General features: G+C 59.3%; 13 protein-coding genes. 10 read left to right on the top strand and 3 right to left on the bottom strand.

Annotation, left to right across the window (positions count from 1 at the left end):
• Positions 1 to 10: 10 nt before the first annotated feature.
• Genes trbE through IRZ56_RS09225 form a run of 8 tightly spaced genes read left to right on the top strand, consistent with a single transcriptional unit; the run spans position 11 to position 8131 of the window.
• Positions 11 to 2470, top strand: coding sequence for a conjugal transfer protein TrbE (gene trbE / locus IRZ56_RS09260; protein ID WP_196144685.1), 2460 nt, complete (start codon positions 11 to 13; stop codon positions 2468 to 2470).
• Complete coding sequence (trbJ, locus tag IRZ56_RS09255) at positions 2467 to 3204, top strand: P-type conjugative transfer protein TrbJ (RefSeq protein WP_196144684.1); 738 nt, start codon at positions 2467 to 2469, stop codon at positions 3202 to 3204. The genes trbE and trbJ overlap by 4 nt, the downstream gene beginning before the upstream one ends.
• Before the next feature lie 11 nt (positions 3205 to 3215).
• Entirely contained in the window at positions 3216 to 3500 is a 285-nt protein-coding gene (locus tag IRZ56_RS09250) for a hypothetical protein (RefSeq protein WP_196144683.1), read from the top strand.
• Positions 3497 to 4867 carry a P-type conjugative transfer protein TrbL gene (trbL, locus tag IRZ56_RS09245; RefSeq protein ID WP_196144682.1) on the top strand — a complete coding sequence of 457 codons (1371 nt, stop codon included), beginning with the start codon at positions 3497 to 3499 and terminating at the stop codon, positions 4865 to 4867. The genes IRZ56_RS09250 and trbL overlap by 4 nt, the downstream gene beginning before the upstream one ends.
• A gap of 24 nt (positions 4868 to 4891) precedes the next feature.
• Positions 4892 to 5596 carry a conjugal transfer protein TrbF gene (gene trbF, locus IRZ56_RS09240; RefSeq protein ID WP_196144681.1) on the top strand — a complete coding sequence of 235 codons (705 nt, stop codon included), beginning with the start codon at positions 4892 to 4894 and terminating at the stop codon, positions 5594 to 5596.
• Positions 5593 to 6597 carry a P-type conjugative transfer protein TrbG gene (gene trbG, locus IRZ56_RS09235; RefSeq protein ID WP_196144680.1) on the top strand — a complete coding sequence of 335 codons (1005 nt, stop codon included), beginning with the start codon at positions 5593 to 5595 and terminating at the stop codon, positions 6595 to 6597. Before trbF ends, trbG begins: the two co-directional genes overlap by 4 nt.
• 2 nt (positions 6598 to 6599) lie before the next feature.
• Positions 6600 to 7889 carry a TrbI/VirB10 family protein gene (locus IRZ56_RS09230; protein ID WP_196144679.1) on the top strand — a complete coding sequence of 430 codons (1290 nt, stop codon included), beginning with the start codon at positions 6600 to 6602 and terminating at the stop codon, positions 7887 to 7889.
• Complete coding sequence (locus IRZ56_RS09225; RefSeq protein WP_196144678.1) at positions 7886 to 8131, top strand: DUF2274 domain-containing protein; 246 nt, start codon at positions 7886 to 7888, stop codon at positions 8129 to 8131. The genes IRZ56_RS09230 and IRZ56_RS09225 overlap by 4 nt, the downstream gene beginning before the upstream one ends.
• A 320-nt stretch (positions 8132 to 8451) precedes the next feature.
• On the opposite strand, the gene IRZ56_RS09220 is transcribed toward IRZ56_RS09225, so the two are convergent.
• The 3 genes from IRZ56_RS09220 to IRZ56_RS09210 form a co-directional block, all read right to left on the bottom strand.
• Positions 8452 to 10077 carry a bifunctional 3-(3-hydroxy-phenyl)propionate/3-hydroxycinnamic acid hydroxylase gene (locus IRZ56_RS09220; RefSeq protein WP_196144677.1) on the bottom strand — a complete coding sequence of 542 codons (1626 nt, stop codon included), beginning with the start codon at positions 10075 to 10077 and terminating at the stop codon, positions 8452 to 8454.
• 68 nt (positions 10078 to 10145) lie between these two features.
• A complete protein-coding gene (locus IRZ56_RS09215) occupies positions 10146 to 11054 on the bottom strand; it encodes a VOC family protein (RefSeq protein WP_196144676.1) in 909 nt (302 codons plus the stop codon).
• Between the two features lie 90 nt (positions 11055 to 11144).
• Complete coding sequence (locus IRZ56_RS09210; protein WP_196144675.1) at positions 11145 to 11978, bottom strand: fumarylacetoacetate hydrolase family protein; 834 nt, start codon at positions 11976 to 11978, stop codon at positions 11145 to 11147.
• A gap of 764 nt (positions 11979 to 12742) precedes the next feature.
• Here IRZ56_RS09210 and IRZ56_RS09205 point away from each other — a divergent pair.
• The gene (locus tag IRZ56_RS09205; protein WP_196144674.1) at positions 12743 to 13744 is read left to right on the top strand and encodes a SphA family protein; all 1002 of its coding nucleotides are present in this window, start codon (positions 12743 to 12745) and stop codon (positions 13742 to 13744) included.
• A 64-nt stretch (positions 13745 to 13808) separates the two neighbouring features.
• Positions 13809 to 15077: an MFS transporter gene (locus IRZ56_RS09200; protein ID WP_196144673.1), complete on the top strand. Its 1269-nt coding sequence runs from the start codon at positions 13809 to 13811 to the stop codon at positions 15075 to 15077.
• Positions 15078 to 15163 lie beyond the last annotated feature (86 nt).

The raw sequence follows: 15163 nt of genomic DNA, 5'->3' as shown, positions 1-15163 counted from the left end.
GGATGCCGACATGCTGAACCTTGCCGAATACCGCCAGCGCCCGGCCTTGCTCGCCGACTGGCTGCCCTGGGCCGGGCTGGTCGCGCGGGGTGTCGTCTTGAACAAGGATGGCAGTTTCCAGCGCACGGCCCGGTTTCGCGGGCCTGACCTCGACAGTGCCACGCAAGGCGAGCTGATCGCCACGTCGGCCCGCTTGAACAACGCGCTGCGCCGGCTGGGTTCGGGCTGGGCGCTGTTCATCGAGGCCGAGCGCCGTGCTGCCGCCGATTACCCGCACTCCGAGTTTCCCGAGCCGCTTTCGTGGCTGGTGGACGAAGAACGCCGCTCGGCCTTCGAGGATACCGGCCATCACTTCGAGAGCGGCTATCACCTGACGCTGGTGTACCTGCCGCCCGAGGAATCGCGCGCCCGTGCCGCCAAGATGCTCTACGAGAACACGCCGACGAATGGCGTGGACTGGCGCGAGCGGCTGCAAGCCTTCGTTGCGGAGACGGATCGCGTCTTTGATCTGCTCGATGGCGTCATGCCGGAAATTGCCTGGCTGGACGACAGCCAGACGCTGACCTACCTGCACGCAACCATCTCAACGCGGCGCTACCGCGTGGGCGTGCCCGAAGTGCCGTTCCACATCGACGCGCTGCTGACCGATTCGCCGCTGGTCGGTGGCCTGGCGCCCATGTTGGGCGACCAGCACCTGCGCGTGGTATCGGTGCGGGGCTTTCCGACTTCGACCTGGCCGGGGATTCTGGACGATCTCAACCGCCTGGGATTTGGCTATCGCTGGAGTACGCGCTTTCTGTGCCTCGACAAATCCGAGGCGGAACGGGAATTGGGGCGTCTGCGCCGCCAGTGGTTCGCCAAGCGCAAGAACGTCATCGCGCTGCTGCGCGAAACGATCTTCCAGCAGGAAAGCCCGCTGGTCGATACCGACGCCAACAACAAGGCCGCAGATGCTGATGCCGCCTTGCAGGAGCTGGGCAGCGATCAAGTCGCCTTCGGCTACCTGACGGCGACCGTCACCGTCATGGACGAAGACGCCGCCGTGGCCGACGAGAAGCTGCGCATGGTGGAGCGCGCCATCCAGGGCCGGGGCTTTGTCACCATCCCCGAAACGCTCAACGCCATGGATGCCTGGCTGTCCTCGCTCCCCGGCAACGCCTACGCCAACGTGCGCCAGCCCATCGTCTCGACGCTGAACCTGGCGCACATGATGCCGGTGTCGGCGGTATGGGCCGGGCCGGAGAAGAACGACCACCTGGGCGGCCCGCCGCTGATCGTCACCCGCACCGATGGCGCGACGCCGTTCCGGCTGGTGACGCACATCGGCGACGTGGGCCACACGCTGGTCGCCGGCCCGACTGGCATGGGCAAGTCGGTCTTGCTCGCCACGCTGGCGATGCAGTTTCGCCGTTATCGCGGCTCACGCATCTTTGCGTTCGACATGGGGCGCTCGATGCGCGCCACGATCCTCGGGCTGGGTGGCGAGCACTACGACCTGGGCACGGACGGCGAAATCGCCTTCCAGCCGCTTGCCCGCATCGACCACGAGGGCTACCGCACCTGGGCCGCCGAATGGATCGAAGGCCGCTTGCTGCACGAAGGCGTGGCAGTCGGCCCCGACGAGAAGGCGGCCATCTGGTCGGCGTTGGGAAGCCTTGCCGGTGCGCCGGTGGAGCAGCGCACGATGACGGGCTTGTCGGTGCTGCTGCAATCGAACGCGCTGCGTCAGGCGCTCGCGCCCTATGTGCTGGGCGGCGCGCACGGCAAGCTGCTGGACGCCGACCACGACCGGCTGGGCATGGCGGACGTGCAGGGTTTCGAGATGGAGGAACTGATGCACAGCAAGGCCGCCGTCATGGCCGTGCTGCATTACCTCTTTGCGCGCTTTGACGAACGCTTCGACGGTGCGCCCACGCTGCTGATCCTCGATGAAGCATGGCTGTTCTTGGATGACCCGGTGTTTGCCGCGCGCATCCGCCAGTGGCTCAAGACGCTGCGCAAGAAAAACGTATCGGTGATCTTCGCCACGCAGAGCCTTGCCGACATCAAGGATTCCAGCATCGCGCCCGCGATCATCGAAAGCTGCGCAAGCCGTATCTTCCTGCCGAACCCGCAGGCGACCGAGCCGCAGATTCGCACGATCTACGAGGGCTTCGGCCTGAATTCGCGGCAAATCGAGATCGTGGCCACGGCCGTTCCGAAGCGCGACTACTACTACCAATCCCGCCTCGGCAACCGCCTGTTCGACCTCGACCTGGGGCCGGCGACGCTGGCCTTCGCGGGCGCTTCCACGCCGCAAGACCAGCGCGACATAGACCGTGTGCTGCTGGACGCCGGCACGCCCGGCTTCGCGGGCGCCTGGCTGCGCCATCGCGGCCTCGATTGGGCGGCTGACCTGCTGCCCTCGTTCCCCGGCCTCGCGCCGGATTCCCTCCGTACCGCCAACCACCCATTGGAGAACCAGCCATGAAGATCCGTGCGCTTTCCATTTCGCTCGCCGCCGCGCTGTCGGTGTCGCTGCTGACCGTGCAGCCCGCATCGGCGCTGACAGTGTTCGACCCCTCCAACTTCGTGCAGAACACGCTGACTGCCATCCGCACGCTGGAGCAGATCAACAACCAGATCAACCAGCTCCAAAACGAAGCACAGATGCTGATGAACCAAGCCCGCAATCTGGCGAGCCTGGACTTCAACATCGTCAACCGGCTGCGCTCGACGCTTGCCACCACCGAACGCCTGATTGCCGAGGCCCAGGGGCTGGCCTACGACGTGCAGAACCTCGACCGTGATTTCGCGCGCCTGTACCCGGATCAGTACGCCGCCACGATCAGCGGCGACCAGATGTACCGCGACGCCCGCGAACGCTGGAAGAACACGCTCGATGGACTGCACACCGCGATGCGGATGCAGGCGCAGGTGTCGCAGAACTTGCGCCAGGACGAGAGCGCACTGGCCGACCTTGTGAGCCAGAGCCAGTCGGCCACGGGCGCGCTGCAAACCATGCAGGCGACCAATCAGCTTTTGGCTTTGCAGGCCAAGCAGTCGATCCAGTCGCAGCAGCTCCAGATCACGCAAGACCGCGCGGCCTCGTTGGAGTTGGCACGGCAGGCGGCGGCCACCGAACGCGCCCGCGAAATGCGGCGGCGCTTCCTCGGGGAAGGCACGCCGTACACGCCGCAGTCCGTCAACTTCTACCGCGACTGACGGGGGCCGACATGCGATGCGTCCTCGTCCTTGGTGTCGCGCTGCTGGCCGCCTGCGGCGAGCAGCCTGCCGACAACCTCGCCGATGCCCTGGCCGCCGATCCCGTGCGGCTCAAGGCATTGCGCGCGCAATGCGCGGCCGACCGGCAGGCCACAGGCGAGGACGCTTGCCGCGCCGCCGCCGAAGCCTTCCGGCGGCGCTTCTTTTCCGGCGAGGCCGGGCCAGATGAATACCAGACGCTGGCCGACCTGCCGTCGATCCCGCCCAGCTTCGAGGAACCGGAGGGCACGCCATGAATGACGTGACCATCATCGACCAGTTCCTCATCACCTTCGCCACCTACATCGACTCGGGTTTCGGGCTGCTGCGCGGCGAAGTGGCGTTCCTCACGGCCACGCTGATCGTCATCGACATGACGATCGCTGGGCTGTATTGGGCCATGAGCCACGCCACCGGCCAAGGCGATGACGTGATCGCCAAGCTGCTGCGCAAGGTGCTCTACGTCGGTGCCTTCGCCTACATCCTCAACAACTTCAACTGGCTGGCCAGCATCGTGTTCCGCTCGTTCGCGGGGCTGGGCATCACCGCCACCGGCTCGGCCATCACGATGGAGAACTTCTTGCAGCCGGGCCGGCTCGCCAAGGCTGGCATCGACGCTGCGGCGCCGATTCTGGAGCAGGTCGGCGATATGGCCGGTTTTCCCGAGGTGTTCGTGAACCTCGACGCCATCACGGTGATGTTCATTGCGTGGCTGGTCGTGGTGCTGTGCTTTTTCGTGCTGGCGATCCAGCTTTTCATCACGCTGATCGAGTTCAAGCTGACCGCGCTCGCCGGGTTCGTGCTGGTGCCGTTCGCGCTCTGGAACAAGACCTCGTTCCTGGCCGAGAAGGTGCTGGGCAATGTCGTGTCCGCCGGCGTCAAGGTGTTGGTGCTGGCCGTGATCGTCGGCATCGGCTCGGGCCTGTTCGCACAGTTCCAAGTCCATCCCGCCGAACCGTCCATCGACCACGCGCTGGTCATCATGCTGGCCTCGCTCACCTTGCTGGCGCTGGGGATCTTCGGCCCCGGCATCGCCACGGGCCTCGTGTCCGGTTCGCCCCAGCTCGGCGCGGGGGCGATGGCCGGTGCCGCCGTCGGCGCAGCCGGAACGGCGGTGGCTATCGGTGCAGCGGCTACTGGCGTCGGTGGCGCGGTGGCCGCTGGTGCCCGCATGGCTCCGGCTGCCGCCAAGCTGGCCGGCAGTGGCGCGCGTGCCGCCTCATCGGCGGCTGGCAGTGCGAAGTCGGCGTTCCAGGCGGGTTCCGCCGCAGCAGGCGGCGGCGCGAAGGGCGCAATGGCGGGCCTGGGCAACGTCGCCAAGACCGGCGCACAGTCCGCCGGACGCGCTGCCGCATCCCGCGCTTCCGCTGCCGGGCAGCGCATGGCCGCGCCGTTCCGCGCGGGCTGGAACGGCGGCGCTGGCGCATCAGCCGGCCAGGCCGCCACCAGCGAAGCGCCCGCAGGCGCTGCCGCTGCACAGACGCCCGAGCAGCCCGCCTGGGCCAAGCGGCTGCAACGTCGCCAGCAACTCACCCATGCCGCGACCACCACCGCCCACACGCTGCGCGGCGGCGATGGCGGCGGCTCCGGCCAGGGGCCGAGCCTGCGCGGCTCCGACGACTAACGCGATTCACAAGGAGAACTGACCATGCGATTCAAGAAACCGCAGGTGCGCTACGCCGACACGCCGCAGCCTGCCACGCCGTACCAAGCTGCCGGCCAGGTGTGGGACGACCGTCTCGGCTCGCCGCGCGTGCAGGCGAAGAACTGGCGCTTGATGGCGTTCGGGTGCCTGACGCTCGCGCTGCTGATGGCTGGCGGCCTGGTGTGGCGCTCGGCGCAGTCCTTCGTGACACCCTACGTCGTGGAGGTGGACAACACGGGCCAGGTGCGCGCCGTGGGTGAAGCCGCCACGCCGTACCGGCCGGGCGATGCGCAGACGGCGCACCACATCGCGCGCTTCGTGACGCTGGTGCGCTCGCTGTCCATCGACCCCATCATCGTCCGCCAAAACTGGCTGGATGCCTACGACTACACGACCGACAAGGGCGCGGCCGTGCTCAACGATTACGCGCGGGTCAACGACCCGTTCGCGCGCATCGGAAAGGAGTCGGTGACGGTGCAGATCACCAGCGTCGTGCGCGCCAGCGACACGTCTTTCAACGTGCGCTGGACGGAGCGCCGCTACGTCAACGGCGCCGCGGCGGGCCTGGAGCGGTGGACGGCGGTGGTGTCCATCGTGCTCCAGCCGCCGCGCACCGAGGAACGCCTGCGCAAGAACCCGCTGGGCATCTACGTCAACGGCCTGTCGTGGAGCCGTGAACTGGATTCTTCCGAAGGAGCAAAGCCATGAATGATGTTTTCCGTAAATCCGCCTTGCCGTTGATCGTGCTGGCCTCGACTGCCTTGTTCTCGGGCTGCGCCACGCAGGGCAAGCCGCCGCCGACCATCTCGCTCGATGAGCCGGTGCAGGCCCAGCCGCTGCCCGAGCCGCCCGCGCCGGTGGAAGTCGTGGCCGTGCCCGAGGTGCTGCCGATGCCCGCGCAGTTGATGCCGGTGCCCGAGGCCGAGCACGTCAAGCCCGCGCCTGAACCTGCCGACGAGAAGGTGCGCGTTTCGCGGGCCAATGCCGAGGCCCGCGTCGCGCCCACGCGCGAGGGCTACGTCAACGCGATTCAGGTGTGGCCCTTCACCGATGGCGCGCTGTATCAGGTCTATGCGGCCGTGGGCCGGGTGACGATGGTTGCCTTGCAGCCGGGCGAGGAACTGGTGACGGTGGCTGCCGGCGATACCGTGCGCTGGATCGTGGGCGACACGTCCAGCGGCAGCGGGGCCGACCTGCGCGTGAACGTGCTGGTGAAGCCGATCCGCTCGGGCCTGAAAACCAATCTGGTCATCACCACCAGCCGCAGGACGTACCTGCTGGAGCTGACTTCCACGGAAAAGACGTGGATGGCGTCGGTGTCCTGGGAGTACCCGCGCGACCGGATGCTGGCCTTGCAGCGTCAGGCGCACGCAGCAAGCGCCGCTGCTCCGGTCGATAGCGGCCTATCGCTGGAGAACCTACGCTTCCGCTACGCGATCAGCGGCAGCAACCCGCCGTGGAAGCCGCTGCGCGCCTTCGATGACGGACAGAAGGTCTACATCCAGCTCCCCGCCGGCATCGCGCAAGGTGAACTACCGCCGCTGTTCGTGATCGGGCCGGAAGGGGATGGGCAACTGGTGAACTACCGCTTCCGTTCGCCGTACTACATCGTGGATCGCCTCTTTGGCGCGGCCGAGCTGCGCCTGGGAGGCGAAAAGGGCGATGTGGTGCGGATTGAGCGCACGGATGGCGTGCCACGGAGGAATTGACCATGAGCCAGGACGACACCCCTGACCTCGCCACGCCGCAGGCGGGCAAGGTCGCGCCCGAAGCGGTGGCGCTGCGCGCCCAGCCGCGCCCGGTCACGCGCCTGAACCGGCGCACGTTGGTCATCCTCATCGGTGGCCTGTCGGTCGCCGTGCTCGGAGCAACGATCTGGTCGCTGCAACCACAGCGGCGTGGTGCCAACGAGCAGACCGAGCTTTACAACGTCGATCGCGTCTCGAAGTCGAAAGGGCTGGATGCGCTGCCATCCGACTACTCGAAGCTGCCGGCCTTGCCGCCCAACGTCCCCGAGCTAGGGCCGCCACTGCCGGGCGATCTTGGCCCGGCTATCGTGAACTCGCAACAGCCGGCTGTGGCCACCGACGCGGCCCCCGGCCACGATCCGAACGATACCTTGCGTAAGGAGGCGGAAGCCGCAGCGGCTTCGTCGGTGTTCTTCCGCTCAGGCGGCCAGGGCCAGGCCGCCGCCACGGCCACGATGGCGCAGGCAGCGCCGGGTGTGCCTGGTACTGCCAGTGCGCTCGCGTCCTTCGACCCGCTCGCCGCCGGGCCGGCGTCGGTGGCTGCGCAGCCTGCCGACCCGACCGCCGTGCAGAACAGGCAAGACCAGAAAGAGGCGTTCCTGAAAGGCGGCTCTACGGAAACCCGCAACTCCGGCAGCCTGGTGCTGCCGACGTCGCCCTATCAGGTGATGGCCGGCACGGTGATCGCAGGCGCCTTAGTCACGGGCATCAAGTCGGACTTGCCGGGCGACGTGATCGCGATGGTGACGGAGCCGGTCTACGACACGGCGACCGGCAAGCACCTGCTGGTCCCGCAGGGCTCACGTATCCTTGGTCGCTACAACAGCCAGGTCAGCTACGGGCAGAGCCGTGTGCAGGTGGTGTGGAACCGCATCATCCTGCCGGACACATCCTCGCTGACGCTGGACAACCTCGTCGGCACCGACCCGGCTGGCTATGCGGGTCTGGAGGATGACGTGGATTACCACTGGGGCCGGATCTTCGCCGGGGCGGCGCTGACCACGCTGCTGGGCGTGGGCGCCGAGCTGGCCGCGCCGGAGAACCGCCAGGACGGCAACCGCATCGTCATCGCCGGGCGCGACAGTGCCCAGGACAGCATCAATCAGGTCGGCCAGGAGATCACACGGCGCAACATGAACATCCAGCCGACTTTGACCGAGCGGCCGGGCCTGCCAGTTCGCATCATCGTCAACCGGGATCTGGTGCTGCGGCCGTACCAGCCGCTGTTCTTTAATCGTGGAGCCTCGCAATGAGTACGACTAAGAAGCTGCGGCTCGGGCCGCTGCCCAAGACCGAGAACGTCAAGCTGACCTTTGCCTGCCCGGCTAGCTTGAAGACCGACCTCGACCGCTACGCTGCGCTGCATGCGCAGACCTACGGCGAGGCGGTCGATGCCGAGAAATTGATCCCGCACATGCTGGAATCGTTCATGGCGGGTGATCGAGGGTTCAAGAAGGGCAGAGCTGTGCGGAGCATGCCACCGACGCAGACATGATGGTTTGGCGCACTATCCAGAGAGATTCATGGGGTGGGCTGCTAAGGTTGTACAAAAGTTTGACTTTGGAGAGGAGTTCGTTCGCGACGGCTTTGACCTACTTAAGAAACCAGTTGGAGAGCGCTGCTAAATCTAATAGGGGATATGTAATAATCGTTGAGCACCTGAATTCCAATGAAAAGTTATAGTGAGCGCCAAGGCCGAAGAAATTTTAACAATGACTTCATGCGAGGGAGTTGTCTTCAATGTTTTTATATTCTCAGAGAAGAGCGCCGAATGACGCCCTTTCCATCTGTCCATTTTATTACAATGTGAGAGGCTCAGTTGCTTCCAGTCATAGCAGCTATTGCGACCGAAGCTCCTCTAGCTCCGTCTTTGTCAAGTTCTAGACCATGTCGCAGTGCGTTGACTAACTCCGGCAGTTCGGTGACGTGACTAACTCCGCCATATATGTAGAAGTCCGGGCGTACCAAGACTACCTCTACACCTTCAGCACGGAGGAAATCATGATATTTTCCTGAGACATCTCGATAGGTTCCTGGGGTACCGTTAGTAGATAGGCGGATATTCTTCACTCTGAGGCGATCAAGGAAATTTCGCTGTTCTTTGCTCAACGCTTCTAACGGATCTTCACCAATGCTGAGTAACTGAAAACCACGACCGAATACTTCATCGAAGCGCACAGTGCTGCCGTCCCTCTCAATATCACCGTGCACGCTAAGGGTGCCAGCGGGACCTGCCGGCTTGTCATCGATTGTTTTTTTTATAAGTCCATCTATTAAGCCCGGAAAGGGGGGCAACGGTGGGACATTACCGGAGAGGAATGCGGTGTCGCGCTCGGCCGCCTGCACGGGGTCGGCTACACACACCACTTTGCCCATCTCTACAGAAGCATCAATCACTGCACGTATTTGGGGTTTGCGTTCTAGCGTATACCCTTCGAGCAGGCTGACTGGACATGCACCCTTGAGCACTAAATCCAGACGCCAGGAGAGGTTCCATGCATCTCGAATTCCGGAGCACATGCCTTGGCCCATGAACGGGGGCATTAGGTGTGCAGCATCACCGGCGATAAGCAGACGTCCCTGATGCCAAGACTCGGCGATACGAGACCGAAACTGGTACACGGCATGGCGCACGAGAGTAGCGGTTTCCGGGGTAACCCATTGGGACAACATCTTCCAAATCTTGTCGGTATCTTGCAGCTCCTCCAGCGTCTCATGCGGAAGTCGCATAAACTCCCAACGCCTGAACCCTGGACCACCAGGTACCATGGTTGTTGGCCGTGCGGGATTGCACCACTGACCAATGTCAGGCACATCCAGCTCGACTCCTGGGTGAGGCTTTACGTCCACGACTAGCCAGTCCTCTTGGAAACCGAGGTCGTGCCACTGGATTCCAAGCTCTCGCCGAACAACGCTATTTGCACCGTCCGCACCAATTACGTATCGGGCACGAACCAATTGCTCGTCCCCTGGCGCCTCTTCCTGCGTACCCGTTTGACGCAAGCGTAACTCACCAAACTCTGCGGTTTGGTTAATGCCAAGTACTTCATAGCCTTGATGTACCTCGACGTTATTAATGGTTTTTGCCGAGCTATCAAGTATTGCTTCCAGCGCAGGCTGGCTGAATAAGTAGCCGAATGGCCCATCGCTAATGGATTCTGCGGACCAGTCGATTTCTACCAGCACTTTCCAATCGGCATTGAACCATTGGTAGCAGGAGGAGGGTTGGGATATTTGGTCCAGCTTGTCACCCAGCCCCATCAGTCGAAAGATCCGACGTATCTCGTGGTCGTAGAAGACCGCACGTGGCAGTGGATAGAGAGTTTTCCAGCGTTCATAAACCGCGACGTTGTAGCCCATACGGCCAAGCAAAATAGCCAAGGTCTGGCCGACAGGGCCGTAGCCCACAATAGCAACATCGAGAATTTTATTATTGTTCATACTGAACCTCGTGATTCCTTAGACCAGCCGAGCCCGTTACGTCTGAACGTGACAAACATCGGTGCGTGTTATGGTGCAGGGAAAGCTTCGTCAGCCTCGGTATTGAGAATGAAGTAATCCGGTACTTCCGGCCCCCAGAGATACAGCGAGTTCTCTGAAGGAAAGTCACCGGCCGGCCATTCGCTGTTTGCTCTGATATAGTCCATATGCGCCGAATATTCGCAGAACGAACCCCAAGGATCGCGCACGTAGTGAAAGTAGTTTGAACCTAAGCAATGACGACCTGTGCCCCAGCCTTCGGTGTAACCGGCTTGCGCCATTTGCGCTGCCCCATTGCCCACGCAGTCAATACTGTCGACTTCCCAGGCCGCATGGTGGAATCCTTTCGCTCTGCTTTTACAGAACGCCACCAGATGGTGATCGCAACCGTGCGGAGCGTGAGTAAAAGCGATGATATCTTGCGAGTGGTCAGAGAGTTTGAGCCCAAGCGTTTGGTTGTAAAACGCCACTGCACGGTTGACATCGGCACTGAACAACAATACATGCGACAAACGACGCGGCCGGACCTGAAGCACATCGGCGCGGGTGCCGGTGCCACGTACTTGCCTCGGTTTGGCTGGCAGCGCCGCCGGTACGTCTGGCATATGTTTGTCCCCAACGCTCACCTGCAGCAAATTGCCGTCGAGGTCGTGAAACCAGAACCCCTTGCCACCACGATCAAGTAGTCGGGCACCGCTGCTTAGCACCTGTTGGCGGAGGCTGGTGAAGTCTTCTGCAAAACAATTAAAACTGATATAGGCTAACGATTTGCTAGCTGCTGGCAGTACACGTGTCCAGATGTGGCCGTCGCGTGCCAGCAGTTGCAGTTCCTCGCCCAGGTCACGAACTTCTAGCCCGAAATGCTCGAAGAAACGCTTCGCCTCCTGCAACGACGGTACATTCAGCGCGTAGTGATCGATTGAATGCACGGCACTCATAATCGCCTTCCTCCTCTTTTGTTGTAGTCGAAGCCCCGGAGTTGGGGGCTTCGCTTCTTTCTCTTGCAGCCTGTAACTGCTTGGTCTGATTCAGGACTCGTCGACCACCGGATTTACCAGCGAACCGATACCTTCGATAGATACTTCCACCACATCACCGCTTTTCAGGTAGACCTTGGGGTCCATGCCAAAACCAACGCCAGCAGGAGTGCCGCTGACGATCACATCACCCGCTTCTAGAGTCACAGCCTGGCTGAGTGTGGAAATGATGGTGGCCACATCGAAAAGCATGTCGTTGGTATTGGCAGCTTGCACCACCTTGCCATTGACCTTTGTCTGCAGCAGCAAACCCTTGCCACCAGCTGGCAGTTCATCGGCGGTGACGAGGTCGGGACCGAAGGCTCCGGTGTCATCGAAATTCTTGCCCACGGTCCACTGTGGCGATTTGAACTGGTACTCGCGCACCGAACCCTCGTTGAACAATGCGTAACCAGCTACATGCTCTAGAGCTTGTTCTTTGTTGATGTGTCGCCCACCACCTTTCAACACCACGGCCATCTCGCCCTCGTAATCGAGGGTGTCGGAAATCCTTGGGCGGATCAGCGGCTTATTGTGCGCGGTCAGACTGCTGTTGAAGCGAGGAAACAAGGTCGGGTAATCCGGCTGAGCGTATGGTGACTCTTTGGTGTGATCGGCGTAATTGAGCCCCACGCAGATGATCTTGCCTGGCTTACACATCAGAGGAAGGTAGTCATGCTCGCCGACTACGACCACCGGACCGTTAGCCTGGTTGCCATAGGTGGTCAGGTCGACGCCACGGGCGAGCAACGACTCTAACGTTTCCGGACCGAGCACCTTCACGCCTCCGTCGCAACGAACGCCGAGTACGGCGCTGCCCTTGTGGTTGAAATATACGTAACGCATAACACTGACCTCTCGTTGTTGGCGGCAGGTTACTTACTGCCACCCAGTCGATTTCGTTGCGAGCTCAGCAGGCTACGGTCACCCCCCTGGTAGCGATCGGCTAACGCAGTTGAAAGCTGGCCCAGGACGTATGCTAGCGGGCGATGCGCGAAAAACCAACAAAAATCCCGAAATGCGGGAAAATTAAAAAATCTCTCTTTACAGGATTTTTTGAATGGTATAGCTTGACATCCAACGGCTGCCCCTCTCTAGGGGGGCGATTAAAAACAAGACTAGAGGCACTGCCATGCCCTGCTCCCAGCGAGTACCCGAAGCACGTTGTAATAGCAGCGTAAACATCTTTCCGCCGGCTAAAATAACCTCTCCGACAGATGCCAGCGATAAGCCTAGATGGGGGAAGTCCTGGATCTTACCTTTCGGTTGTAGCCGACCTCGCCTTATTAAAAGAAAAATCAACTGAGCATATATGGTCGCGCCGTCCTTTTTTGAGAAAGTTAAGGCGCTTAAGATTTGAGATAAAGTTTTCAATCCGTGTTTCTTAGTGATTTTGCTCTATTGGGCCCGGGCAGGCTTAACTCTTTACCTGCTCGAAGGCTGGTTGCAAAGTGCTGACTAGAATTTCGCCGCGTGCTCCTCACAACGTCTAGAGATGCAAGCGGCGTAATAGATGCGACTCTTAATCTCGAGAGCCGAGCTGTGGTGTTTGATCGATTTCTGGTTAATTCATCGTCCAGTGATAAAAACAATAAATTGGAGTGTCTAGTATGCAGGTAAGAAGTATTTTGGAATTTGTAAAGTCCTCTAACTATACTGCTCTGATGTTGGCAGGGGCTTTAGCGATGCATCCAATAGCAGCATCAGCGAATGAACGTATCGCAGACTTATCTCAGCTTGGATCTTTTTCATTCGGCGGCGGTTTCTTGCCTCCTCCCGGATCCACAAGCGTAGCTTTGGCAGTAGGTCAGTACAAGTACGATAAAATCGCTGGCGATGATGGTCACATGATTCAGCCTCTAAAGAAGGTCGATGTCACTGTGAACTCTGGAGTGCTCGCCATTCTGCACATGACCGACCAGAAATTATTGGGTGCTGATTATGGGTTTCGGGTTTTGTTCCCTTACATGGATATTACCGGTGATGCCGATGTAAATACGCCATTCGGAAGTGTAAAAAGCGATATTGTATATCGTGACTTAATTGATGTTGTAGTTACCCCTGTGATGCTGCAATGGAGAGATCCGAGCAGAACATTTAATCAGAACTTTTCTGTAAACATAGAGGTGCCAATTGGTACATATGATAAAAAAAGTTTTGCGAACTCAGGTCGTGACAACTATTCGATAGAGCCCATGTACGCATTTACGTATATGACCCCTACGGGCTTTGAGTTCTCCTCTAGCTTCGCGCTGCGCTATAACTTCCGCAACCGTAATGATGGACTTTATGAGAATGGAGCCATTGAGGGTAGATATAAGAACGGCTCGACATTTGCCTGGAATTTTGCAACTGGGCAGCACGTAGGGCCATTTACGGTAGGGATTTCCGGATATGCGCTTGAGCAACTTACAGACGACAAAATTGATGGTGGCCAGGCTCCAGAAAATGGCAAGCGCTCTCGCGTGTACGCTGTGGGCCCAGCAGTAAGTTTCCGAGATTATAAAAATCCCAAAATGCCAGTATTAAGTGTTAAGTATCTCAAGGAGTTTGGCGCTGAGAATAGGTCACAAGGTGAAATCCTAAGTCTTATTGCCGCTTACACTTTCTAACATTTAGATGCAAGCGTGCCTAGGGGTTACTTAGGCACAGTTTACTTCTGAATTGGAGATAAAAATGAATAGCCCAAAAGTATATTATGGCTGGTGGATCGTTTTAGGTGTTTTTCTCAGTTTTAGCGTAAGTACTGGCGTTTTTTTGATTTATAATATGGGTGTTTTTATCAAGCCGATAGCGGAAACACTTTCGGTTTCGCGGGGGGAGGTCACATTTGGGATGACCATCGCCACGATGATGGGGCTTATTTCGCTACCAATCATTGGTCGTCTTGTTGATCGTTTTGGGCCAATCAGGATTCTCCTTCCTTCAATTTTTGCTCTGGCCGCCTGCCTAGCATCTATGTACTGGGTAACCAATCTGGTTATCTTTTACATAATTTGCGGATGCATGAACACATTCGGTGCGGGCATCGGCCCTGTATCGCTGGTCTCTGTAATTGTTAGATGGTTTGATCGGCGCCGGGGTATCGCTCTTGGTGTAGCCCTTTGCGGAATGGGGCTAGGGGCTACAGTTATGCCGCTAGTTTCTCAAGCGCTGATAGATCGCTATGGTTGGCAAACGACGTTTGTAGTGCTAGCAGTCGTAGTGCTGTTCGTTGCGCTGCCGGTATGCAAATTTATTTTGCGAGATAAGCCAGAAGATCTCGGACTGCATCTTGACGGCGACGCGGTGCTTGGTGTTAAAGCTACCCGAGCGCCATTACTTGGTATGAACATCAGAGATGCTTTGAAAGCCCGTCTGTTTTGGCTAATGGCTATCAGCTTCTTTTTAACAGCTGCTGTTATTCCAGGTACATTAATCCATATGGTACCCATGTTAACTGATCGCGGTTTCACGCCTGAACAGGCGTCGCATTATGCGGCTATTACAGGCATTTCGCTCATGGTGGGTCGAATTATCTCTGGATACAGCCTTGATCGATTGTTTGCACCTTACGTAGCAATTGTTTTTTGGATCTTACCTGCGGTTGGGGTCTACCAAATTTCAACTGGTGTTGCTGACCACTTTCTTGTGCCCGCGGTCGTCGCAATTGGCTTAGCGTTAGGTGCTGAGTTTGAATTGATTGCGTACTTTGTCAGTCGTTATTTTGGTTTGAAAAATTATGGCGTAATCTACGGAATTATGTTCTCTGCATTTAGCTTGGGGGCCGGTGCTGGTCCGGCCCTGATAGGACACCTGTTCGACCTGCAAGGTTCATATCTATTTCTGCCCTGGTTGTATGCCGGAGCGGTTTCCTTGGCGTGTGTGTTCGTACTCTTCTTGGGCGGATATCCTGATTGGAGCAAGAGTACTAATAGTGACTCGAAGTCCCCTGCTATCGCCTAGCTAATTATATACAATAAAGAGTTTTCAGAAATATTTCGCCCATATGGAGTGCATGGCATGGGACTCGGAAATCCATATGGACTTGT

This window comes from Pseudomonas guariconensis, from assembly GCF_015680235.1.
GTDB classification, from domain to species: Bacteria; Pseudomonadota; Gammaproteobacteria; order Pseudomonadales; family Pseudomonadaceae; genus Aquipseudomonas; species Aquipseudomonas guariconensis_A.
This window is presented reverse-complemented; position numbering and strand designations above follow the sequence as displayed.